Annotated in this window: 19 protein-coding genes; 3 read left to right on the forward strand and 16 right to left on the reverse strand. The window is 70.5% G+C overall.

Annotated features, from left to right (window positions below):
• Position 1 precedes the first annotated feature (1 nt).
• Complete coding sequence (locus tag U5640_RS18485) at positions 2–826, reverse strand: HAD family hydrolase (RefSeq protein WP_340376865.1); 825 nt, start codon at positions 824–826, stop codon at positions 2–4.
• A gap of 273 nt (positions 827–1,099) precedes the next feature.
• Between U5640_RS18485 and fahA the strand changes: the two genes are divergently transcribed.
• Both fahA and U5640_RS18495 read left to right on the forward strand, forming a co-directional pair.
• Positions 1,100–2,311, forward strand: coding sequence for a fumarylacetoacetase (fahA, locus tag U5640_RS18490; RefSeq protein WP_340376866.1), 1,212 nt, complete (start codon positions 1,100–1,102; stop codon positions 2,309–2,311).
• Positions 2,312–2,507: 196 nt separating this feature from the next.
• Entirely contained in the window at positions 2,508–3,446 is a 939-nt protein-coding gene (locus U5640_RS18495; RefSeq protein ID WP_340385186.1) for a M56 family metallopeptidase, read from the forward strand.
• Between the two features lie 397 nt (positions 3,447–3,843).
• Here U5640_RS18495 and recQ read toward each other — a convergent pair whose 3' ends face one another.
• The 15 genes from recQ to U5640_RS18570 form a co-directional block, all read right to left on the reverse strand.
• On the reverse strand, positions 3,844–5,889 hold the full coding sequence (recQ, locus tag U5640_RS18500; RefSeq protein ID WP_340385188.1) for a DNA helicase RecQ: 2,046 nt from the start codon (positions 5,887–5,889) through the stop codon (positions 3,844–3,846).
• A gap of 187 nt (positions 5,890–6,076) precedes the next feature.
• Positions 6,077–7,726 carry an NADH-quinone oxidoreductase subunit NuoN gene (gene nuoN, locus U5640_RS18505; protein WP_340376867.1) on the reverse strand — a complete coding sequence of 550 codons (1,650 nt, stop codon included), beginning with the start codon at positions 7,724–7,726 and terminating at the stop codon, positions 6,077–6,079.
• Positions 7,723–9,294: an NADH-quinone oxidoreductase subunit M gene (locus U5640_RS18510; RefSeq protein WP_340376868.1), complete on the reverse strand. Its 1,572-nt coding sequence runs from the start codon at positions 9,292–9,294 to the stop codon at positions 7,723–7,725. Before U5640_RS18510 ends, nuoN begins: the two co-directional genes overlap by 4 nt.
• Positions 9,295–9,299: 5 nt before the next feature.
• A complete protein-coding gene (gene nuoL / locus U5640_RS18515; protein WP_340376869.1) occupies positions 9,300–11,213 on the reverse strand; it encodes an NADH-quinone oxidoreductase subunit L in 1,914 nt (637 codons plus the stop codon).
• A gap of 15 nt (positions 11,214–11,228) precedes the next feature.
• Positions 11,229–11,528, reverse strand: a complete 300-nt coding sequence (gene nuoK, locus U5640_RS18520) for an NADH-quinone oxidoreductase subunit NuoK (protein ID WP_067249406.1) — start codon at positions 11,526–11,528, stop codon at positions 11,229–11,231.
• On the reverse strand, positions 11,525–12,379 hold the full coding sequence (locus tag U5640_RS18525) for an NADH-quinone oxidoreductase subunit J (RefSeq protein ID WP_340376870.1): 855 nt from the start codon (positions 12,377–12,379) through the stop codon (positions 11,525–11,527). Before U5640_RS18525 ends, nuoK begins: the two co-directional genes overlap by 4 nt.
• Positions 12,376–13,026 (reverse strand): NADH-quinone oxidoreductase subunit NuoI, encoded by a 651-nt coding sequence (gene nuoI / locus U5640_RS18530; protein ID WP_340376871.1) that lies wholly within the window; start codon positions 13,024–13,026, stop codon positions 12,376–12,378. The genes U5640_RS18525 and nuoI overlap by 4 nt, the downstream gene beginning before the upstream one ends.
• Complete coding sequence (gene nuoH, locus U5640_RS18535) at positions 13,019–14,380, reverse strand: NADH-quinone oxidoreductase subunit NuoH (protein ID WP_340376872.1); 1,362 nt, start codon at positions 14,378–14,380, stop codon at positions 13,019–13,021. The genes nuoI and nuoH overlap by 8 nt, the downstream gene beginning before the upstream one ends.
• Positions 14,377–16,881 (reverse strand): NADH-quinone oxidoreductase subunit G, encoded by a 2,505-nt coding sequence (locus U5640_RS18540; RefSeq protein ID WP_340376873.1) that lies wholly within the window; start codon positions 16,879–16,881, stop codon positions 14,377–14,379. Before U5640_RS18540 ends, nuoH begins: the two co-directional genes overlap by 4 nt.
• The gene (gene nuoF, locus U5640_RS18545) at positions 16,878–18,224 is read right to left on the reverse strand and encodes an NADH-quinone oxidoreductase subunit NuoF (RefSeq protein ID WP_340376874.1); all 1,347 of its coding nucleotides are present in this window, start codon (positions 18,222–18,224) and stop codon (positions 16,878–16,880) included. The genes U5640_RS18540 and nuoF overlap by 4 nt, the downstream gene beginning before the upstream one ends.
• Positions 18,221–19,096, reverse strand: a complete 876-nt coding sequence (nuoE, locus tag U5640_RS18550; protein ID WP_067249420.1) for an NADH-quinone oxidoreductase subunit NuoE — start codon at positions 19,094–19,096, stop codon at positions 18,221–18,223. The genes nuoF and nuoE overlap by 4 nt, the downstream gene beginning before the upstream one ends.
• Positions 19,093–20,415: an NADH-quinone oxidoreductase subunit D gene (locus tag U5640_RS18555; RefSeq protein WP_340376875.1), complete on the reverse strand. Its 1,323-nt coding sequence runs from the start codon at positions 20,413–20,415 to the stop codon at positions 19,093–19,095. Before U5640_RS18555 ends, nuoE begins: the two co-directional genes overlap by 4 nt.
• Positions 20,412–21,167, reverse strand: coding sequence for an NADH-quinone oxidoreductase subunit C (locus U5640_RS18560; RefSeq protein ID WP_340376876.1), 756 nt, complete (start codon positions 21,165–21,167; stop codon positions 20,412–20,414). Before U5640_RS18560 ends, U5640_RS18555 begins: the two co-directional genes overlap by 4 nt.
• On the reverse strand, positions 21,164–21,718 hold the full coding sequence (locus U5640_RS18565; RefSeq protein ID WP_055635348.1) for an NADH-quinone oxidoreductase subunit B: 555 nt from the start codon (positions 21,716–21,718) through the stop codon (positions 21,164–21,166). The genes U5640_RS18560 and U5640_RS18565 overlap by 4 nt, the downstream gene beginning before the upstream one ends.
• A 13-nt stretch (positions 21,719–21,731) precedes the next feature.
• Complete coding sequence (locus U5640_RS18570; RefSeq protein ID WP_007383963.1) at positions 21,732–22,091, reverse strand: NADH-quinone oxidoreductase subunit A; 360 nt, start codon at positions 22,089–22,091, stop codon at positions 21,732–21,734.
• Between the two features lie 743 nt (positions 22,092–22,834).
• On the opposite strand from U5640_RS18570, the gene U5640_RS18575 reads away from it, so the two are divergent.
• Positions 22,835–23,632: a C40 family peptidase gene (locus tag U5640_RS18575; RefSeq protein WP_340376877.1), complete on the forward strand. Its 798-nt coding sequence runs from the start codon at positions 22,835–22,837 to the stop codon at positions 23,630–23,632.
• Positions 23,633–23,688: the final 56 nt, after the last annotated feature.

Below are 23,688 nucleotides of genomic sequence, written 5' to 3' on the forward strand. Positions count from 1 at the left end.
GCTACCGGTAGAGACGTTCGAGGACGACGGCCACGCCGTCGTCCTCGTTCGACGTCGTCACCTCGTCGGCCACCGCCTTCAGCTCCGGATGGGCATTGGCCATCGCGACCCCGCGGGCGGCCCAGTCGAACATCGGGATGTCGTTGGGCATGTCCCCGAAGGCGATGGTGTGCCCGGGCCCGACGCCCAGATGCTCGGCGGCCAGGGCCAGCCCCGTCGCCTTGGTGATCCCGCACGGCTGGAGCTCCACCGTGCCCGGCCCGGACATGGTGACGGTGGCGAGCGAGCCGACCACCGCGCGGGCCGTGGCGGCCAGTTCGTCGTCGGAGAGCGTCGGATGGCGCAGCAGCACCTTGCTGATCGGCTCGCACCACAGGTCGTCGCGGCGCTCCACGCGCAGGGCGGGCAGGGTCGGGTGCGGCATCAGATAGCCCGGCTCGATCAGCGTGAGCCCGTCGACACCGTCCTGGTCCACGGCCGCGTACACCTGTCCCACCTCGGCCTCTATCTTGCCGAGCGCGGTCTCCGCGAGTTCCCGGTCCAGGGTGACCGACCACAGCAGACGGTCCCCGCCGGCGTCGTACAGCTGCGCGCCCTGTCCGCACACCGCGAGTCCCCTGCTGTGCAGGCGGTCCAGGAGCGGTCGCACGCGGGGCGCGGGCCGGCCGGTCACCACCAGATGGCGAGCGCCGGCCGCCGCCACCCGCGCGAGCGCGTCCAGCGACCGGTCGGAGAACGTGTCGTCGCCGCGCAGCAGCGTCCCGTCCAGGTCCGTGGCGACGAGGGAGTACGTGGTGCGCTCGGCATATGCGGTGGGTGCGGCCATGATCAGAGAATACGGATCCCGCACCCCCCGGACTCGACGTGCACCGGACCAGGACGGAGTCCGGCCCCCTTGTGTCAACTCCCCTTCTCTTGTTGACCGATCACTCACCGATCGCGGGTGAACACGGGTCCGGGAAACGTCTTTGCGGCATATCGCCGGGGCAACGACCCGTGCCGCTCGCCCGGGGCCGGACGTAACGTGTGGCCCGGCCGCCCGCACCCGCGGAGCGGACGCGAGCACGACATGGTGAGCACGAAAGAGAGGCAGTACCCGATGCCCCCCTTCGACATCCCCGAGGGCGACCCCTTCGGCGCGCACAACCTTCCCTACGGCGTCTTCTCGCTCCCCGCCGCGGCGGAGCGGACCGTCGGCGTCCGGTTCGGCGACCACGTCCTGGACGCGGGCGCCGCGGCCCGCGCGCTCGGCTCGCCGCACGCCGCCCTGCTCGCCCGGCCGACCCTCAATCCCCTGCTGGCGGCGGGCCGCGCCACCTGGGCGGAGGTCCGCAGCACCCTCACGGCGGCCGTCACCGACCCCGCGCACCGCGCCGCCCTCGCACCGCACCTGCACGCCCTGTCCTCGGTGACCCTCCATCTGCCCTTCGAGGTCGCGGACTACGTCGACTTCTATGCCTCCGAGAACCACGCCCGCAACGTCGGCCGGATCTTCCGCCCCGACGCACCGGACTCGCTCACCCCGAACTGGAAGCACCTGCCGATCGGTTACCACGGCCGCTCCGGCACGGTGATCGTCTCCGGCACGGACGTCGTCCGCCCCTCGGGCCAGCGCAAGGGCCCGGCGGACCCCGCCCCGGTGTTCGGACCGTCCGTCCGCCTCGACATCGAGGCCGAGGTCGGCTTCGTGGTGGGCGTGCCCTCGGCGATGGGGAAGCCGGTGGCCGCGGGCTCCTTCCGGGACCACGTGTTCGGCCTGTGCCTGCTCAACGACTGGTCCGCCCGGGACGTCCAGGCCTGGGAGTACGTCCCCCTCGGTCCGTTCCTCGGCAAGTCCTTCGCCACCTCGGTGTCGGCCTGGATCACCCCGCTTCAGGCGCTGGAGGAGGCCCGGGTGGCGCCGCCCCGACGCTCCCACCCGCTGCTGCCCTACCTGGACGACACCGACGCCGAGCCCGCCGGCTACGACCTGCGCCTCTCGGTCGCGATCAACGGGCATGTCGTGTCCGAGCCGCCCTTCGCCTCGATGTACTGGACCGCCGCCCAGCAGCTCGCCCACATGACCGTGAACGGCGCCTCCCTGCGCACCGGGGACCTCTACGGCTCGGGCACCGTCAGCGGCCCGGACCCGGAGCAGCGCGGCTCCCTGCTGGAGCTGACCTGGAACGGCCGCGACGCCCTGGAACTCCCCGACGGCAAGCGCACCTTCCTGGAGGACGGCGACGAGGTGACCCTGTCGGCGTGGGCCCCCGGCCCCGGCGGCCTGCGGGTGGGGCTCGGGGAGGTGAGCGGGCGGATCGTGGCGGGATGACGGCCTGCTCCCGGCAGGCTGACGTCGGCGGTCGGCGCCGTCATACTGGCGGCAGGCGCGGTCCTCGTGCCGCTCCCGCACGTCGTTCGCACCACCGGCCGGACCTCCGCTCCCGGAGCACGGCCCCGCCGCACCCAGTGCGTCCCTCGCCCGTCCTCTCCGACCAGGATCCGGAGCCCCTGGCATGACCGATGGCATGACCGTCTGCCTGCTCCTGCTGAGCGCCGTCGCGGTGACGGCCGCCGTGCCGGTGCCGCGTGCGCTGACCCGGGCGAAGTGGCCGGAGCGGGAGCCGGTGGTGGCGCTGTGGGTGTGGCAGTGCCTGGTCGCCACGGTCCTGCTGTGCTGCCTGACGGCGCTGGTGCTCGGTGCCGCCGCCGTCTTCCACACCGTCCGCGCCCAGGTGTTCGCGCCCGCGCCGCCCGCGGTCACCGAGGCGTACGACCTCTCCGCCGCCCCGCCCTGGGCCGCCGCGCTCACCCTGCTGCTGGCCTGCGGGGCCGCCTGGACCACCGCGATGCTGGCCCGGGAGCTCGTCGAGGCGCGCCGACGCCGCGGCCAGACCCGCGCCCATCTGCGGGAACGCGCCCCCGAGCTGCCCGCGGGCCTGCCGTCCGCCCGGGGCCCGCTGCTCGTGCTGGAGGACGAGTACCCCGACGCCTGGTGGATGCCCGGCAGCCCGCCCCAGCTGATCGTCACCACCGGGGCCCTGCACCGCCTCACCTCCCACCAGCTGGACGCCGTCCTGACCCATGAGCGCGGCCATGCCCGCGCCCACCACGACTGGCTGCTGCACCTCTCGACCGCCCTGGCCACCGGATTCCCCCGTATCCCGCTCTTCGCCCATTTCTGCGACCAGACCCACCGCCTGGTCGAACTCGCCGCCGACGACACCGCCTCCCGTCGCTGCGGTCACCTGACCACCGCCCTGGCACTGATCGAGCTGAACCAGCACCGGGGTGTCCTGTCCTGCGCCTCCAGTCACCGGCTCCTCGGCGAGCGCGTCGACCGCCTCCTGGAGCCGCCGCCCCGGCTGGGCCGCAGACACCGGGCGCTGACGACGGCGGTGGCCGGGCTGGTGCCGCTGCTCCCGCTGCTGATCGCCTTCGCACCGGGTCTCAACGCCCTGGCGTGAGAGGCGGGGCGCCGCGCCCTCCGCCGCCCTCGACGTGCTGCGCGCACTGCGGCCGGGCGCCGCCGCGCTGTTCACCGGCTTGCTCGACGCCTCCCCGAACCGGACCCCGACCTCGCCGTCCGTGTCGAGGCCGATCACTCGGGCGCTGGTCCCGGTCGATGCCGTGGCGCCGCCGACCCGGGCCCTGACCGGGGTGGGTGCGGCCGGCCTGGCCTCACCGGGGCCGGCCCCGGACGCCCCGTGCGCGCGGTGCCGACTACGGCGCGCCGGAGCGCGGTGCCGACTGCGGCGCGCCAGGGACCGTCGGCTGCCCGGCCCCGCTCACCACCCACCCCGTGGCCGCGCCGGCCGACCCGGTCCGGCAGCCCGGCGGCCGCCGTCCCGGTCTCGCCGGGCGCTATATCCAGTCGTCCGGCTCGGGCTCCATGTCCATCTCGGGCCAGTCGTCGTCGGAGCGGGACTCGGTGCCGGGCCCGGTGCCGGCGCCGCCCGTCTCACCGGCACCGGCACCGGCACCGGCACCGGCACCGGCGCCCGGAGGCCGCGCGCCGTCCAGTTCCGCCAGGACCGCGACGACGCCCTCCCCGTACGTCGCGAGCTTCTTCTCGCCGACCCCGCTGATGCCGCCCAGCTCCCGCACCGACGTCGGCCAGGCGGTGACGATCTCCCGGAGGGTCGCGTCGTGGAAGATGACGTACGCCGGGACGCCCTGCTCGCGGGCCTGTTCGGCGCGCCAGGCGCGCAGTGCCTCGAAGGCGGGTTGCAGCTGCTCGGGCAGCTCGGCCACGGCCGCCCTGGCCTTGCCCTTCCCCCCGGACGAGCCGGACGTCTTGGGTGTCACCGGCTTCTTGGGCTCCTTGCGCAGCGGTACCTCCCGCTCGCGCCGCAGGACCTCCCCGCTGGACTCCGTCAGCACCAGGGTGCCGTACTCCCCCTCGACCGAGAGGAGCCCCTGGGCCAGCAACTGCCGGATGACGCCCCGCCATTCGCCCTCGGCGAGGTCCTCGCCGATGCCGAACACGGACAGCTGGTCGTGGTCGAACTGGATGACCTTGGCCGTGCGCCTGCCCAGCAGGATGTCGACGATCTGCACCGCGCCGAACTTCTGCCCGCGTTCCCGCTGGAGCCGCACCACCGTCGACAGCACCTTCTGGGCGGCGATGGTGCCGTCCCAGGTCTCCGGCGGGGCGACGCAGGTGTCGCAGTTGCCGCAGCCGGCCGCCGAGGGCTCCTGCCCGAAGTAGGCCAGGAGCTGACCCCGACGGCACCGGGCGGTCTCGCACAGCGCCAGCATGGAGTCCAGATGGGCGGTGGCCCGCCGGCGGAACGACTCGTCGCCCTCGCCGGACTGGATCAGCTTGCGCTGCTGGATGACGTCGTTGAGGCCGTAGGCCATCCAGGCCGTCGAGGGGAGGCCGTCCCGTCCCGCGCGGCCGGTCTCCTGGTAGTAGCCCTCGATCGACTTGGGCAGGTCGAGGTGGGCGACGAAGCGGACGTCCGGCTTGTCGATGCCCATGCCGAAGGCGATGGTCGCGCAGACGACGAGGCCCTCCTCGCGCAGGAACCGCGCCTGGTGCGCCGCGCGGGTGCCGGCGTCCAGGCCCGCGTGGTACGGGACCGCCTCGACGCCGTTCTTCGAGAGGAACTCGGCGGTTTTCTCCACGGAGTTGCGCGAGAGGCAGTACACGATGCCCGCGTCGCCCGCGTGCTCCTCGCGCAGGAAGCCCAGGAGCTGCTTCTTGGGGTCCGCCTTGGGCACGATCCGGTACTGGATGTTGGGGCGGTCGAAGCTCGCCACGAAGTGCCGGGCGCCCGGCATGTTCAGCCGCTGGGTGATCTCCTGGTGCGTCGCGTGGGTGGCCGTCGCGGTGAGCGCGATGCGCGGGACGTCCGGCCAGCGCTCACCGAGCAGGGAGAGGGACAGATAGTCCGGGCGGAAGTCGTGGCCCCACTGGGACACGCAGTGCGCCTCGTCGATCGCGAAGACCGAGATCTTGCCGCGCGAGAGCAGATCCCGTGTGGAGTCCAGCCGCAGCCGCTCCGGCGCCAGGTACAGCAGGTCCAGTTCGCCCGCGAGGAACTCGGCCTCGACCACGCGCCGCTCGTCGAAGTCCTGGGTGGAGTTGACGAACCCGGCGCGCACACCGAGCGCCCGCAGGGCGTCCACCTGGTCCTGCATGAGGGCGATCAGCGGCGAGACGACCACACCCGTGCCCGGTCTGACCAGGGCCGGGATCTGGTAGCACAGCGACTTTCCGCCGCCCGTCGGCATGAGGACGACCGCGTCCCCGCCGGCCACCACATGCTCGATGACCTCTTCCTGCTCGCCGCGGAAGGCCTCGTACCCGAAGACCCGGTGCAGCGTGGCCAGGGCCTCGCTCTCAGTCCGCCCCGGTGTCCCGGTGATCCCTGTCATCTCGCCGATCCCGCCCGTCCCGCCCATCGCCTCGTCCCCCGTACGTCGTCCCTCGACCGCTGCTTCCACGATAGGGGTCAAGACCGACACCGCCGGAGTTATCCACAGGCTCGCTCGGGTCACCCTGGGCACATCACACCTCACTCGCACACACGAACGGGCCCGGCTCCTCGGAATCCGAGGGGCCGGGCCCGCCGTACGCGCGGGGCGCCGGTCAGCGCACGAACACCCCGGCCTGGTTCGCCAGGTCCAGGAAGTACTGCGGCGCCACGCCGAGCACCAGGGTGACCGCGACACCGACGCCGATGGCCGTCATCGTCAGCGGCGACGGAACCGCGACGGTGGGGCCCTCGGGCTTCGGCTCGCTGAAGAACATCAGCACGATCACCCGGATGTAGAAGAACGCGGCGATCGCCGACGAGATCACACCGACCACCACCAGCGGCCCGGCGCCGCCCTCGGCGGCCGCCTTGAACACGGCGAACTTCCCGGCGAACCCGGAGGTCAGCGGGATACCGGCGAAGGCCAGCAGGAACACCGCGAACACGGCCGCGACCAGCGGCGACCGCCGGCCGAGACCCGCCCACTTGGACAGGTGCGTGGCCTCGCCGCCCGCGTCGCGCACCAGGGTCACCACGGCGAACGCGCCGATCGTCACGAAGGAGTACGCGGCCAGGTAGAACAGCACGGACGAGACACCGTCCGGGGTGGTCGCGATGACACCCGCGAGGATGAAACCGGCGTGCGCGATGGACGAGTACGCCAGCAGCCGCTTGATGTCGGTCTGGGTGATCGCGACGATCGCGCCGCCCAGCATGGTGACGATCGCGACGCCCCACATGACCGGCCGCCAGTCCCAGCGCAGGCCGGGCAGGACGACGTACAGGACCCTCAGCAGCGCGCCGAAGGCGGCCACCTTGGTCGCCGCGGCCATGAAGCCGGTGACCGGGGTGGGGGCGCCCTGGTAGACGTCCGGCGTCCACATGTGGAACGGCACGGCGCCGACCTTGAACAGCAGGCCCATGACGATCAGCGCGGTGCCGATGAGCAGCAGCGCGTCGTTGCCCATGGTGTCGGCGAGTGCCGGGTTCACGTTCTTCACCGTGCCGTCGACGACCTGGGAGATCGTCCCGTACGACACCGAGCCGGCGTAGCCGTAGAGCAGGGCGATGCCGAAGAGGGTGAACGCGGAGGCGAACGCGCCGAGCAGGAAGTACTTGACCGCGGCCTCCTGCGACATGAGCCGCTTGCGGCGGGCCAGGGCGCACAGGAGGTAGAGCGGCAGCGAGAAGACTTCCAGGGCGATGAAGAGGGTCAGCAGGTCGTTGGCCGACGGGAAGACCAGCATGCCGGCGACCGCGAACAGCAGCAGCGGGAAGACCTCGGTGGTGGTGAAACCGGCCTTGACCGCGGCTTTCTCGCTGTCGCTGCCGGGCACGGAGGCCGCCTGGGCGGCGAAGGAGTCGACCCGGTTGCCGTGGGCCTCTGGGTCGAGGCGGCGTTCGGCGAACGTGAACAGGCCGACCAGGGCGGCCAGCAGGATCGTGCCCTGGAGGAAGAGGGCCGGTCCGTCGACCGCGATCGCGCCCATGGCGGCGATGCGGGCCTTCGTCGTGCCGTACCCGTCGGCCGCGAGGGCGACGACCGCGGCGAACGCGGCGGCCAGCGCCACGACGGACACGAACAGCTGTGCGTAGTAGCGGTGCTTGCGCGGCACGAACGCCTCGACGAGCACCCCGACGATCGCCGCACCCACGACGATCAAGGTGGGCGACAATTGCCCGTATTCGATCTTCGGCGCGTCGATCTTGGCGATCGGCTCGGCCGCCGTTGTCCACAGGCTGTGGACGGCTGTTGCGCTCACTTGGCCGCCTCCACCTCGGGCCGGGGGTCCTTCTGATGTACGTCGGAGAGGGTCTGCTGGACCGCCGGGTTGACGATGTCCGTGAGGGGCTTCGGATAGACCCCCAGGAAGATCAGCAGCACGATCAGCGGGGCGACGACCGCGAGCTCGCGCGCGCGGAGGTCGGGCATCGCGGAGACCTCGGCCTTCACCGGGCCCGTCATCGTCCGCTGGTAGAGGACGAGGGTGTACAGCGCGGCGAGCACGATGCCGAAGGTGGCGATGATGCCGATCGCCGGGTACCGCGAGAACGTGCCGACGAGGACCAGGAACTCACTCACGAACGGTGCGAGCCCGGGCAGCGACAGGGTCGCCAGACCGCCGATCAGGAAGGTGCCGGCGAGGACCGGGGCGACCTTCTGCACCCCGCCGTAGTCGGCGATGAGCCGCGAGCCGCGCCGGGAGATCAGGAAGCCGGCGACCAGCATCAGGGCGGCCGTCGAGATGCCGTGGTTGACCATGTAGAGGGTGGCGCCCGACTGGCCCTGGCTGGTCATCGCGAAGATGCCCATGATGATGAAGCCGAAGTGCGAGATCGAGGCGTAGGCCACCAGCCGCTTGATGTCGCGCTGGCCGACGGCGAGCAGCGCCCCGTAGACGATGCTGATCAGGGCGAGGACGAGGATCGCGGGCGTCGCCCACTTGCTGGCCTCCGGGAACAGCTGGAGGCAGAAGCGGAGCATCGCGAAGGTGCCCACCTTGTCGACGACCGCGGTGATGAGGACGGCGACCGGGGCGGTGGACTCCTGCATGGCGTTGGGCAGCCAGGTGTGCAGCGGCCACAGGGGCGCCTTCACCGCGAAGGCGAAGAAGAAGCCGAGGAACAGCCAGCGTTCGGTGCTGGTCGCCATGTGCAGCGAGCCGCTCGCGCGGGCGTCGGCGATCTCGGTGAGCGAGAAGCTCCCGGCGACCACGTACAGCCCGATCACCGCGGCCAGCATGATCAGACCGCCGACCAGGTTGTACAGCAGGAACTTCACGGCCGCGTACGACCGCTGCGTGGACGCCGCCTGCTCGCCGTGCTCGTGGGCGCGGTCGCCGAAGCCGCCGATGAGGAAGTACATCGGGATGAGCATGGCTTCGAAGAAGATGTAGAAGAGGAAGACGTCGGTGGCCTCGAAGGAGAGGATCACCATCGCCTCGACGGCCAGCATCAGGGCGAAGAAGCCCTGGGTGGGCCGCCAGCGCGTGCTGCCGGTCTCCAGCGGGTCGGCGTCGTGCCAGCCCGCCAGGATGATGAACGGGATCAGCAGCGCGGTGAGCGCGATGAGCGCGACCGCGATGCCGTCCACACCGAGTTCGTAGCGGACGCCGAAGTCCGCGATCCAGGCGTGGGACTCGGTGAGCTGGTAGCGGCTGCCGTCCGGGTCGAAGCGGACCAGGACGGCGATCGCCAGGGCGAGGGTGCCGAGCGAGACGAGCAGGGCCAGCGATTTGGCGGCGTTGCGCCGGGCGGCCGGGACGGCGGCCGTGGCCACCGCCCCGATCGCCGGGAGCGCGGCCGTCGCTGTCAGCAGAGGAAAGGACATCGGTATCAGACCGCCCTCATCAGCAGGGTCGCGGCGACGAGGAGCGCCGCACCGCCGAACATCGAGACCGCGTACGACCGCGCGAAGCCGTTCTGCAGTCGGCGCAGCCGTCCGGAGAGGCCGCCGACCGAGGCCGCCGTGCCGTTGACGACTCCGTCGACCAGGGTGTGGTCGACGTAGACCAGGGAGCGGGTGAGGTGCTCGCCGCCGCGGACCAGGACGACGTGGTTGAAGTCGTCCTGCAGCAGGTCGCGGCGGGCGGCCCGGGTGAGCAGCGACCCGCGCGGGGCGACGGCCGGGACCGGGCGGCGGCCGTACTGGGCCCAGGCGACGGCGACGCCGATGACCAGGCAGACCATGGTCGCTCCGGTGACCGTCGCCGCGCTGAGCGGGGAGTCGCCCTCGCTGTGCCCGGTGACGGGTTCGAGCCAGTGCAGGAAGCGGTCGCCGATGCTGAAGAACCCGCCCGCGAAGACCGATCCGACGGCCAGCACGACCATCGGGATCGTCATGATCCTGGGCGACTCGTGCGGGTGCGGCTCATGGCCCTCGGCGTCGGGCTGCCAGCGCTTCTCACCGAAGAACGTCATCAGCATCACGCGCGTCATGTAGAACGCGGTGAGGGCCGCGCCGAGGAGGGCGCAGCCGCCGAGGATCCAGCCCTCGGTGCCACCCTTGGCGAACGCCGCCTCGATGATCTTGTCCTTGGAGAAGAAGCCGGACAGGCCCGGGAAGCCGATGATGGCGAGGTAGCCGAGGCCGAAGGTGGCGAAGGTGACCGGCATGTACTTCCGCAGGCCGCCGTACCTGCGCATGTCGACCTCGTCGTTCATGCCGTGCATCACCGAGCCGGCGCCGAGGAAGAGCCCGGCCTTGAAGAAGCCGTGCGTCACCAGGTGCATGATCGCGAAGACGTAGCCGATCGGGCCGAGGCCGGCGGCCAGCACCATGTAGCCGATCTGCGACATGGTGGAGCCGGCCAGGGCCTTCTTGATGTCGTCCTTCGCGCAACCGACGATCGCACCGAAGAGGAGCGTGACCGCTCCGACGACGGTGACGACGAGCTGGGCGTCGGGCGCGCCGTTGAAGACGGCCGCGGAGCGGACGATCAGATAGACGCCCGCGGTCACCATCGTCGCCGCGTGGATGAGGGCGGAGACCGGCGTCGGGCCCTCCATGGCGTCCCCGAGCCAGGACTGCAGCGGTACCTGGGCGGACTTGCCGCAGGCCGCGAGGAGCAGCATCAGGGCGATGGCGGTCAGCCTGCCCTCGCTCGCGTCGCCCGCGGCACCCGGCTCCCCCTCGGAGCCGAGCAGCGGCCCGAAGGCGAAGGTCCCGAAGGTGGTGAACATCAGCATGATGGCGATCGACAGGCCCATGTCGCCGACGCGGTTGACCAGGAAGGCCTTCTTCGCCGCGGTGGCCGCGCTGGGCTTGTGCTGCCAGAAGCCGATGAGCAGGTAGGAGGCGAGACCGACGCCCTCCCAGCCGACGTACAGCAGCAGGTAGTTGTCGGCGAGGACGAGCAGCAGCATCGCCGCGAGGAAGAGGTTGAGGTAGCCGAAGAAGCGGCGGCGCCGCTCGTCGTGCTCCATGTACCCGACCGAGTACACGTGGATCAGCGAGCCGACGCCCGTGATCAGCAGCACGAACGTCATCGACAGCTGGTCGAGGCGGAAGGCGACGTCCGCCTGGAAGCCCTCGACCGGGATCCACGTGAACAGGTGCTGGGTGAGCGTCCGGTCGTCGGTGCTCCTGCTGAGCAGGTCAGCGAAGAGGACGACACCGAACACGAAGGAGACGGCCGCGAGGAGCGTGCCGATCCAGTGGCCGACGGCGTCGAGCCGGCGGCCGCCGACCAGGAGGACGGCCGCTCCGAGCAGGGGCGCCGCGATCAGCAGCGCGATCAGGTTCTCCACGATTCTTCCGACCCCTTACAGCTTCATCAGGCTGGCGTCGTCGACCGAGGCCGTGTGGCGGGAACGGAACAGCGACACGATGATCGCGAGTCCCACCACGACCTCCGCTGCGGCGACGACCATCGTGAAGAAGGCGATGATCTGGCCGTCGAGGTTGCCGTGCATCCGGGAGAAGGTGACGAACGCGAGGTTGCAGGCGTTGAGCATCAGCTCGATGCACATGAACACGACGATCGCGTTGCGCCTGATCAGCACGCCGGTCGCGCCGATCGTGAACAGCAGGGCGGCGAGGTAGAGGTAGTTGACGGGGTTCACTTCGACGCCTCCTCGATCCGCCGGGAGTTGCGCTCCAGGTGCGGCGGCTCGCTCCCGCCGCGCTCCAGCCGGTCCTCAGCGCGCTGTTCCAGCGCCTTGAGGTCGCTGAGCGCCTGGGTGGACACGTCGCGGATCTGGCCGCGTTCGCGCAGGGTGCTGCTGACCGTGAGGTCCGACGGGGTGCCGTCGGGCAGCAGGCCCGCGACGTCCACGGCGTTGTGCCGGGCGTACACGCCGGGCGCGGGCAGCGGCGGGACGTGCTTGCCTTCGCGGACGCGCTGTTCGGCCAGCTCGCGCTGGGTCTTCGCGCGCTCGGTGCGCTCGCGGTGGGTGAGCACCATGGCGCCGACGGCGGCCGTGATCAGCAGGGCGCCGGTGATCTCGAAGGCGAAGACGTACTTGGTGAAGATGAGGGCGGCGAGGCCCTCCACATTGCCGTTCGCGTTGGCCTGGGAGAGGCCGGTGAACTGCGTCAGGGAGGCGTGGCCGATGCCGCCGACCAGCAGGACGCCGAAGCCGAGGCCGCACACCAGGGCCAGCCAGCGCTGCCCCTTGATGGTCTCCTTCAGGGAGTCCGCCGCGGTGACGCCGACGAGCATCACCACGAACAGGAACAGCATCATGATGGCGCCGGTGTAGACGACGATCTGCACGATGCCCAGGAAGTAGGCCCCGTTGGCGAGGTAGAAGACCGCCAGGACGATCATGGTGCCGGCGAGGCAGAGCGCACTGTGGACGGCCCTCCTCATGAAGACCGTGCACAGGGCGCCGATCACGGCGACGGTGCCGAGGACCCAGAACTGGAACGCCTCTCCGGTGGAGGTGGAGTAGGCGGCGAGCTGTGCGCTCATCGGCGGGTCACCTCCTCCGAGGCCGGCTCGCCCTCGCCGAAGGTGGAGGCGGCCTCCTGCGGGACCTCGCCCTGGGAGACGGCCACCTGGCGCTCGGTGCCGGGCGCGGCCTCGGTCACCAGGCCCCGGTAGTAGTCCTGCTCGTCGGTCCCCGGGTAGATCGCGTGCGGCGAGTCGACCATGCCGTCCTCGAGGCCGGCCAGCAGCTGCTCCTTGGTGTAGATCAGGTTGGCGCGGCTGGAGTCGGCGAGCTCGAACTCGTTCGTCATCGTGAGCGCGCGCGTGGGGCAGGCCTCGATGCACAGGCCGCACAGGATGCAGCGGGCGTAGTTGATCTGGTACACGCGCCCGTACCGCTCGCCCGGCGAGTAGCGCTCCTCGTCGGTGTTGTCCGCGCCCTCGACGTAGATCGCGTCGGCGGGGCAGGCCCAGGCGCACAGCTCGCAGCCGACGCACTTCTCCAGACCGTCCGGATGGCGGTTGAGCTGGTGCCGTCCGTGGAACCGCGGGGCGGTGGTCTTCTTCTGCTCCGGGTACTGCTCGGTCAGCCGCTTCTTGAACATGGCCTTGAAGGTCACGCCGAAGCCGGCCACGGGGTTCTGGAAGCCGGGGTTCGTCTGCCCGGTCTCCTTCGGCTCCTCAGCCATCGGACGCCTCCTTTCCATCCAGTGATCCGTCACTGACAGTATCCGACCCGCCACTGACAATCAGCTCCCGCTCCCTGCGCGGACGGCGCCGGGGCACCGCGGGAAGCTCCTGTCCGGGCAGCGGCGGTACGGGGAATCCGCCCGCCATCGGGTCGAAACCGGCGGGCTCGGCGGGGGCCTGGGCCGCCTTCGCGCCGCCGCGGAACATGTCCACGACGAAGGAGAGCAGCAGCAGGGTCAGGACACCGCCGCCGACGTAGAGGGCGATCTCGGCGAAGTCGTAGTTCTCGTTGCGCAGGGTCCGGACGGTCGCGACGAGCATCAGCCAGGTCACCGACACCGGGATGAGGACCTTCCAGCCGAGCTTCATCAGCTGGTCGTAGCGCACGCGCGGGAGCGTGCCGCGCAGCCAGATGAAGAAGAACAGCAGCAGCTGGACCTTGACGACGAACCAGAGCATCGGCCACCAGCCGTGGTTCGCGCCCTCCCAGAAGCCGCTGATCGGCCAGGGGGCCCGCCAGCCGCCCAGGAAGAGCGTGGTGGCCACGGCCGAGACGGTCACCATGTTGACGTACTCGGCGAGCATGAACATCGCGAACTTGATCGACGAGTACTCGGTGTTGAAGCCGCCGACCAGGTCGCCCTCGGACTCCGGCATGTCGAAGGGGGCGCGGTTCGTCTCACCGACCATGGTGACGATGTAGAGGATGAACGAGACCGGCAGCAGGATGATGTACCAGCGGTCCGTCTGCTGCTCGACGATCGTCGACGTCGACATCGACCCGGAGTAGAGGAACACCGAGGCGAACGCGGCACCCATGGCGATCTCGTACGAGATCATCTGCGCGCACGAGCGCAGACCGCCCAGGAGCGGATAGGTGGATCCGGAGCTCCAGCCCGCCAGGACGATGCCGTAGATGCCGACCGAGGCGACGGCGAGGATGTACAGCATCGCGATCGGCAGGTCGGTGAGCTGCATCGTGGTGCGCTGGCCGAAGATCGAGATCTCGTTGTCCGCGGGGCCGAAGGGGATCACCGCGATCGCCATGAAGGCCGGGATGGCCGCGACGATCGGCGCCAGGACGTAGACCACCTTGTCGGCGCGCTTGACGATGAGGTCTTCCTTCAGCATCAGCTTGATGCCGTCGGCCAGCGACTGGAGCATGCCCCAGGGGCCGTGCCGGTTGGGGCCGATGCGCAGCTGCATCCAGGCGACGACCTTGCGCTCCCAGACGATGGAGAACAGCACCGTCACCATCAGGAAGGCGAAGCAGAACACCGCCTTGACGACGACCAGCCACCAGGGGTCGCGGCCGAACATCGAGAGGTCTTCAGCGGCGAAGTACGGGCTCATGCCTCCACCTCCTGGGGGGCCTCGGCGGCGGGCGTCGCCGGACCGATGCGGACGAGGGACCCGGGCCGGGCCCCGGTGTCGGAGGCGACGCCGCCGCCGGCGGAGTTCAGCGGGAGCCACACCACCCGGTCGGGCATCTCGGTGACCTGCAGCGGGAGTGCGACGACACCCCGCGGGCCGGTCACGGCGAGGACGTCGCCGTCCTTCACCCCGGCCTCCGCGGCCGTCGCCGCCGACACGCGTGCGCGTGCCGCGTGCCGTGTGCCGGCGAGCGCCTCGTCGCCGTCCTGCAGCCGCCCCTGGTCCAGCAGCAGCCGGTGTCCGGCGAGCACCGCCTCGCCCGCGGCGGGCCTCGGCAGGACGCCGGCGGTCTCCCGGGGTTCGGTGGCGCGCGGCCCGTCCCAGGCGCCGAGCCGGTCCAGCTCCGCGCGCGTGGTGCGCAGGTCCGGCAGGCCCAGGTGGACGTCCATGGCGTCGGCGAGCATCTGGAGCACGCGCGCGTCGGACGGGGCCGAGCGGCGGGTCATCTGGTCGGGCTTGAGCGCGGCCTCGAAGAAGCGGACCCGGCCCTCCCAGTTGAGGAACGCGCCCGGCTTCTCGGCGACCGCGGCCACCGGCAGCACGACATCGGCGAGCCGGGTGACCTCGCTGGGCCGCAGCTCCAGCGACACCACGAACCCGGCCTCGGCGAGCGCCTCACGCGCGCGCGGCGGATCGGGCAGGTCGGCGACCTCCACCCCCGCGACGAGCAGGGCCTGCAGCGCCCCGGAGACGGCGTCCTCGATGATCTGGCCGGTGTCCCTGCCGTGCCGGTGCGGGAGCTCGGCGAGACCCCAGGCGGCCGCGACCTCCTCACGTGCGCGCGGGTCGGTCGCCGGACGCCCGCCCGGCAGCAGCGAGGGCAGCGCACCCGCCTCGATCGCGCCCCGCTCCCCAGCCCGGCGCGGGATCCACACCAGCGAGGCCCCGGTGGCGTCGGCGGCCCGTACGGCGGCCGTCAGACCGCCGGGCACACTCGCCAGCCGCTCCCCCACGACGATCACCGCGCCCTCGCCGCGGAGCGCCTCGGCGGCCTTGCCGCCGTCCTCCTCCAGGCCGACCCCGCCGGCCAGCGCGTCCAGCCACTCGGTCTCGGTGCCCGGAGCGGCCGGCAGCAGGGTGCCGCCCGCCTTCTCCAGGCCCCGGGTGGCGTGCGTGGCCAGCGAGAACACCTGCTGCCCGTGCTTGCGCCACGCCTTGCGCAGCCGCAGGAAGACGCCGGGCGCCTCCTCCTCCGACTCGAAGCCGACCAGCAGGACGGCGGGCGCCTTCTCCAGCGAGGCGTACGTGACGCCCGTACCGTCGAGGTCACGGCCGCGGCCGGCGACCCGGGCCGCCAGGAAGTCGGCCTCCTCGGCGCTGTGCACGCGCGCGCGGAAGTCGATGTCGTTGGTGTCGAGCGCCACGCGCGCGAACTTGCTGTACGCGTACGCGTCCTCGACGGTGAGCCGGCCGCCGGTCAGGACGCCGGTCCGGCCGCGCGAGGCGAGCAGCCCCTGCGCGGCGATCTGGAGCGCCTCCGGCCAGGACGCCGGTTCCAGCTCGCCCTCGGCGTTGCGCACCAGGGGCGTCTCCAGGCGGTCGCGCTGCTGCGCGTACCGGAACCCGAAGCGCCCCTTGTCGCAGATCCACTCCTCGTTGACCTCGGGGTCCGGGGCCGCCAGACGCCGCATGACCTTGCCGCGCCGGTGGTCGGTGCGGGTGGCACAGCCGCCGGAGCAGTGCTCGCACACCGAATGCGAGGAGACCAGGTCGAACGGGCGGGAGCGGAAGCGGTACGCCGCCGAGGTCAGCGCGCCGACCGGGCAGATCTGGATGGTGTTGCCGGAGAAGTACGACTCGAACGGGTCGCCCTCGCCGGTGCCGACCTGCTGCAGCGCGCCCCGCTCGATCAGCTCGATCATCGGGTCGCCCGCGACCTGGTTGGAGAACCGGGTGCAGCGGGCGCACAGCACGCACCGCTCGCGGTCGAGCAGCACCTGGGTCGAGATCGGGACCGGCTTCTCGTACGTCCGCTTGCGGCCCTCGAACCGGGACTCGGCCTGGCCGTGGGACATCGCCTGGTTCTGCAGGGGGCACTCGCCGCCCTTGTCGCAGACCGGGCAGTCCAGCGGGTGGTTGATGAGGAGCAGCTCCATCACGCCGTGCTGCGCCTTCTCCGCCACGGGCGAGGTGAGGTGGGTCTTCACCACCATCCCGTCCGTGCAGGTGATGGTGCAGGACGCCATCGGCTTGCGCTGGCCCTCGACCTCGACGATGCACTGGCGGCAGGCGCCGGCCGGGTCGAGGAGGGGGTGGTCGCAGAAGCGGGGGATCTCGATACCGAGCTGTTCGGCGGCCCGGATGACCAGGGTGCCCTTGGGCACGCTGATCTCGGCTCCGTCGATCGTCAGCGTGACGAGATCCTCCGGCGGGACCGCCGCCTCTCCCCCTCCCGTGGGAGCGCTGGTGGTCACGGTCATGCGTTCACCTCCGGGCGGTCGGCCCAGGCCGTCGACTTCGCCGGGTCGAAGGGGCAGCCCCGGCCGGTGATGTGCTGCTCGTACTCCTCGCGGAAGTACTTGAGCGAGGAGAAGATCGGCGAGGCGGCGCCGTCGCCGAGGGCGCAGAACGACTTGCCGTTGATGTTGTCGGCGATGTCGTTCAGCTTGTCGAGGTCGGAGAGCGCACCCTTGCCCGCCTCGATGTCACGGAGCAACTGCACGAGCCAGTACGTGCCTTCGCGGCAGGGGGTGCACTTGCCGCAGGACTCGTGGGCGTAGAACTCGGTCCAGCGGGTGACGGCGCGCACCACGCACGTCGTCTCGTCGAAGCACTGGAGTGCTTTGGTGCCGAGCATGGAACCCGCGGCACCCACTCCTTCGTAGTCCAGAGGGACGTCGAGGTGCTCGTCGGTGAACATCGGGGTCGAGGAGCCGCCCGGCGTCCAGAACTTCAGGCGGTGGCCCGGTCGCATGCCGCCGCTCATCTCCAGGAGCTGGCGGAGGGTGATGCCGAGCGGGGCCTCGTACTGGCCGGGGCGGGCGACATGGCCGCTGAGCGAGTAGAGCGTGAAGCCCGGGGACTTCTCGCTTCCCATCGCCCTGAACCATTCTTTGCCTCGGTGCAGGATCGCGGGAACCGACGCGATCGACTCGACGTTGTTCACCACAGTCGGGCACGCGTAGAGGCCCGCGACCGCAGGGAAAGGAGGGCGCAGCCGCGGTTGACCACGGCGGCCTTCGAGCGAGTCGAGCAGCGCGGTCTCCTCACCGCAGATGTACGCGCCGGCGCCGGCGTGCACGGTGAGTTCGAGGTCGAGGCCGCTGCCCAGGATGTTCTCGCCGAGGTAGCCCGCCGCGCGGGCCTCGCGCACGGCCTCGTGCAACCGCCGCAGAACGGGGACGACTTCACCCCGCAGATAGATGAAGGCATGCGACGACCTGATGGCGTAGCACGCGATCACGATGCCCTCGATGAGGCTGTGCGGGTTCGCGAAGAGGAGCGGGATGTCCTTGCAGGTACCCGGCTCCGATTCGTCGGCGTTGACAACTAGATAGTGCGGCTTTCCATCCCCCTGGGGGATGAACTGCCATTTCATCCCCGTCGGGAATCCCGCGCCGCCGCGCCCGCGCAGACCGGAGTCCTTGACGTACGCGATCACTTCGTCGGGGGACATGGCGAGCGCCTTGCGGAGTCCCTCGTACCCCTCGTGCCTTCGGTAGACGTCCAGTGACCAGGACCTCTCCTCGTCCCAGAAGGCCGACAGCACGGGTGCGAGCAGCTTCTCGGGGCTGCTGCCTTTCAGCTCGGGTGCCAAGGTCATCCCTCCCCCTCCTCGGCGGCAGGCCCTGCCGGGTGGGCGGGGTCGGAGGCCGACGTGTCCTGTGGCGCGTCATGTGAACTGAGGTGCTCGGCCGGCGAGGGCTCGTGCACCGGCCTGTCCTGCGGCTCGTCGTACGGGCCGCCGTCCCGTGGATGGACCACGCGCGCGGGTGCGGCCTCTCCCCTTGCCAGGCGAAGGCCCACCAGCGACGCCGGTCCCGCACTGCCGCTCGCCTCGACGGCCCCCGGCCGCTCGTCGGGGAAGCCGGCCAGAATCCGCGCGGTGTCCTTGAAGGTGCACAGCGGCGCCCCGCGCGTGGGCGACACGGTGGCTCCGCCCCGCAGGTCGTCCACCAGGCGCTTGGCGCTCTGCACGGTCTGGTTGTCGAAGAACTCCCAGTTGACCATCACGACCGGCGCGAAGTCGCAGGCCGCGTTGCACTCGATGTGCTCCAGGGTGATCTTTCCGTCGTCGGTGGTCTCTCCGTTGCCGACGCCGAGGTACTCCTGGAGCGCCTCGAAGATCGCGTCGCCGCCCATCACCGCGCAGAGGGTGTTGGTGCAGACGCCCACCTGGTAGTCGCCGCTCTCGCGGCGGCGGTACATGGTGTAGAAGGTGGCGACCGCGGTGACCTCGGCCGTGGTCAGGCCGAGGACGTCCGCGCAGAACCGCATCCCGGTGCGCGTGACGTGTCCCTCCTCCGACTGCACAAGATGCAGCAACGGCAGGAGCGCGGACCGGGAGTCGGGGTAGCGCGCGACGATCTCGCGCGCGTCCGCCTCCAGCCGGGCCCGGACGTCGTCCGGGTAGGCGGGCGCGGGCAATTCGGGCATGCCCAGGCTGACGCCCCGCTCGGAAGAAGAGGTGGTCACCGGTCGACGCCTCCCATCACGGGGTCGATGGACGCGACGGCGACGATCACGTCGGCGACCTGGCCGCCCTCGCACATCGCCGCCATCGCCTGCAGATTGGTGAAGGACGGGTCGCGGAAGTGGACCCGGTAGGGGCGGGTGCCTCCGTCGGAGACGACGTGCACCCCGAGTTCGCCCTTGGGTGACTCGACCGTCGCGTACGCCTGTCCGGGCGGGACGCGGAAGCCCTCGGTCACCAGCTTGAAGTGGTGGATCAGGGCCTCCATGGAGGTGCCCATGATCTTCTTGATGTGGTCGAGGGAGTTGCCGAGGCCGTCCGGACCCAGGGCGAGCTGGGCGGGCCAGGCGATCTTCTTGTCGCCGACCATGACGGGGCCGGGCTCGAGCCGGTCCAGGCACTGCTCGACGATCCTCAGCGACTGGCGCATCTCCTCCAGGCGGATGAGGAAGCGGCCGTAGGAGTCGCAGGAGTCCGCGGTCGGGACGTCGAAGTCGTACGTCTCGTAGTCGCAGTACGGCTGCGCCTTGCGCAGGTCGTGGGGCAGGCCGGTGGAGCGCAGGATCGGGCCGGTGGCGCCGAGGGCCATGCAGCCGGCCAGGTCGAGGTAGCCGACGTCCTGCATACGGGCCTTGAAGATGGGGTTCCCGGTGGCGAGCTTGTCGTACTCGGGGAGGTTCTTCTTCATCTTCTTCACGAACTCGCGGATCTGGTCCACCGCGCCGGGCGGCAGGTCCTGGGCGAGTCCGCCGGGGCGGATGTACGCGTGGTTCATCCTGAGGCCGGTGATGAGCTCGTAGATGTCGAGGATCATCTCCCGGTCGCGGAACCCGTAGATCATGATCGTGGTGGCGCCGAGCTCCATGCCGCCGGTGGCGATGCACACCAGGTGGGAGGACATGCGGTTCAGCTCCATCAGGAGCACCCGGATGATCTTGGCGCGTTCGGTGATCTGGTCCTCGATGCCGAGGAGCTTCTCGACGCCGAGACAGTAGGCGGTCTCGTTGAAGAAGGACGTCAGGTAGTCCATGCGCGTCACGAACGTGGTGCCCTGGGTCCACGTGCGGTACTCGAGGTTCTTCTCGATGCCGGTGTGGAGGTAGCCGATGCCGCAGCGGGCCTCGGTGACCGTCTCGCCCTCGATCTCCAGGATCAGACGGAGCACTCCGTGGGTGGAGGGGTGCTGGGGGCCCATGTTGACGACGATGCGCTCGTCGTCGGCGCGGGCCGCGGACTGGACGATCTCGTCCCAGTCGCCACCGGTGACCGTGTAGACGGTGCCCTCGGTGGTCTCGCGGGGAGAAGCGTGCGACGTGCTCACGAGTACGACCTCCGCTGGTCCGGAGCCGGGATCTGGGCGCCCTTGTACTCGACGGGGATGCCGCCGAGGGGGTAGTCCTTGCGCTGCGGATGGCCCTGCCAGTCGTCCGGCATCATGATCCGCGTCAGGGCCGGGTGACCGTCGAAGACGATCCCGAAGAAGTCGTAGGTCTCGCGCTCGTGCCAGTCGTTGGTCGGATAGACCGGGACCAGGGACGGAATGCGCGGCTCGGCGTCGGGAGCGCTGACCTCCAGGCGGATCAGCCGGTTGTGGGTGATCGAGCGCAGGTGGTAGACGGCGTGCAGCTCGCGGCCCTTGTCGTTCGGGTAGTGGACACCGCTCACCCCGGTGCAGAGCTCGAAGCGCAGGGCCGGGTCGTCGCGCAGGGTGCGGGCGACGCGCAGCAGGTGTTCGCGCTCGATGTGGAAGGTGAGCTCGCCGCGGTCGACGACCGTCTTCTCGATCGCGTTCTCGGGGACCAGTCCCTGTTCCTCCAGGGCGCCCTCGAGTTCGTCGGCGACCTCGTCGAACCAGCCGCCGTAGGGCCGGGCGGCGGCGCCCGGGAGGCGGACGGAGCGGACCAGGCCGCCGTAGCCGGAGGTGTCGCCGCCGTTGTCGGCGCCGAACATCCCGCGCTGGACGCGGACCTCCTCGCCGCCCTGGCCTCGCTGGCCGGGGAGGTTGGAGGCGGAGAGGTCCTTCTCGGGGTTCACGCCGTCCGGCGCACCGCCGGTGCCGTTCGCGTCGCTCACCGCAGCAGCCCCTTCATCTCGATCGTGGGCAGGGCCTTGAGCGCCGCCTCCTCCGCCTCGCGGGCCGCTTCCTCCGCGTTCACGCCCAGCTTGGAGTTCTGGATCTTGTGATGGAGCTTGAGGATCGCGTCCATCAGCATCTCGGGGCGCGGCGGACAGCCGGGGAGGTAGATGTCGACGGGGACGATGTGGTCGACGCCCTGGACGATCGCGTAGTTGTTGAACATGCCGCCCGAGGACGCGCACACGCCCATGGAGATGACCCACTTCGGGTTCGGCATCTGGTCGTAGACCTGCCGCAGCACCGGCGCCATCTTCTGGCTCACCCGGCCGGCGACGATCATGAGGTCCGCCTGGCGGGGTGAGCCGCGGAAGACCTCCATGCCGAAGCGGGCCAGGTCGTAGCGGCCCGCGCCGGTGGTCATCATCTCGATGGCACAGCACGCGAGGCCGAAGGTGGCGGGGAAGACGGATGCCTTGCGCACCCAGCCCGCGGCCTGTTCGACGGTGGTCAGCAGGAAACCGCTCGGCAGCTTTTCTTCGAGTCCCATGACTAAAGGCCCCTCAGTCCCATTCCAGGCCGCCGCGCCGCCAGACGTACGCGTAGGCGACGAAGACGGTGAGCACGAAGAGCAGCATCTCCACGAGCCCGAAGACACCCAGGGCGTCGAAGGTGACGGCCCAGGGGTAGAGGAAGACGATCTCGATGTCGAAGACGATGAAGAGCATCGCCGTCAGGTAGTACTTGATGGGGAAGCGCCCGCCGCCGGCCGGCGTGGGGGTCGGCTCGATTCCGCACTCGTAGGCCTCGAGCTTGGCGCGGTTGTACCGCTTAGGCCCGATCAGCGTGGCCATGACCACGGAGAAGATCGCAAAGCCTGCCCCGAGGGCTCCCAGTACGAGGATGGGCGCATAGGCGTTCACCGCTCCTCGCTCCTCTCAGTCGGCACTGACTGCTGGCGATGGCACTGGGCTCACATCCGCCTCACGCATCCCACGAACCCCGCGTGTCCCAACGAAGATCGCGAACATGTGAAGCAGGTCACAAGCCCAACTGCCACGCATCCTATGCCCGCCGCTCTGTGATCTGCGACACGGGGTATTGCACAAGCTTTGTGATCTCCACCACCTGACGAAGGATCATGAAGTCATATCGGCGGCGATCTTCGTACGGGAAGCGCCAGAGTGATCACAAGAAGTGACATGTGCGCTCGTCGCCGCAGGCCGCAAGGGGCGTCTCTATATCAAGAGACTTCCCTTGCATGCAAATTGGCGATGGACGTCCGGGCTTGATAGAGCGCCGCGTTCACACATCGGAGGGAGGTGCGGGGCGAGGTGTGGACGCGTGCACGCGTTCACGAGCGGGACGAAGGTGATCTACGCGCGTGACGCGGTCATTCCGGTGACCGTTCCGTGACCTCCGCCACATCGATGAGAGACCCATGAGAACCGGGCTTGGCCAACGATCCTCACCGATGGTAGGTCGAGGGCAATTCGGACGTAACAACGAAAGGCCATGATCACAGGCCTGAACACCCTTGTCCACAATGTCCGTTACGGCGTCAATAAAGAGTGGCGCGCAGGGTATTTGGGGCTCGCGTTGAACAAATGTGGCGCAGCACACGTTTCTTGAAGGTATGGAGGAGCCCCTGATACCGGTTGGACTCATGTCCCACACCGCTCACATACGCAGCCACCGGAAGCCCCGCCGCAGCGCGTCGAACATCGCGATGCGGGCCGGAGTCGCCAGTGGTGTCCTCGGCACGCTGGCGGTCGCCACGGCGGCCGGATCGGCCAGCGCCGCCGAGCCGGTGACCCAGACGCTCGAACTGCCCGTGTTCACGGGCGACCTGGCCGCCCAGGTGGCGCAGTCCGCCCAGGCGACGCAGCAGGCCGCCGCGAACTACCAGCTCGAGGCCGAGCGCGACGCGGCCGCCGCCGCGGCGGCCAAGGAGGCCGCGAAGGACCTCGCCGCCGCCAAGAAGGCAGCGGCGAAGAAGAAGGCGGAGGAGGCCCGTGTGGCCGCCGCGGAGGCCGCCTCCCGCAATGCCGGGCGGACCGTGCTCGCCACGTCCACCGGCAGCAGCTCCACCAGCACGTCGACCGCGACCGGTTCGGCCGCGGCCGTCATCGCCTTCGTGAAGGCGCAGATCGGCGACGCCTACGTCTCCGGTGGCACCGGCCCCAACTCGTGGGACTGCTCGGGCCTGGTGCAGGCCGCCTTCCGCCAGGTCGGCATCGACCTGCCGCGCGTCTCGCAGGACCAGTCGATGCAGGGCACCCAGGTCTCGCTGGACAATCTGCAGCCGGGCGACATCCTGTACTGGGGTGGCCGGGGCAGCGCGTACCACGTGGCGGTCTACGTCGGCGACGGCATGTTCGTCGGCGCGCAGAACCCGTCCACGGGCGTGGTCGAGCGTCCTCTGTCGTACGACCCGCCGACCGGCGCGGTGCGGGTGCTCTGACCGCACCCCGCACCTCTCACGCGTAAGGGCCGCAGCCGCTCGGGGGCAGCGGCCCT

This window comes from Streptomyces sp. SS7 (assembly GCF_037993025.1).
Classification (GTDB): domain Bacteria; phylum Actinomycetota; class Actinomycetes; order Streptomycetales; family Streptomycetaceae; genus Streptomyces.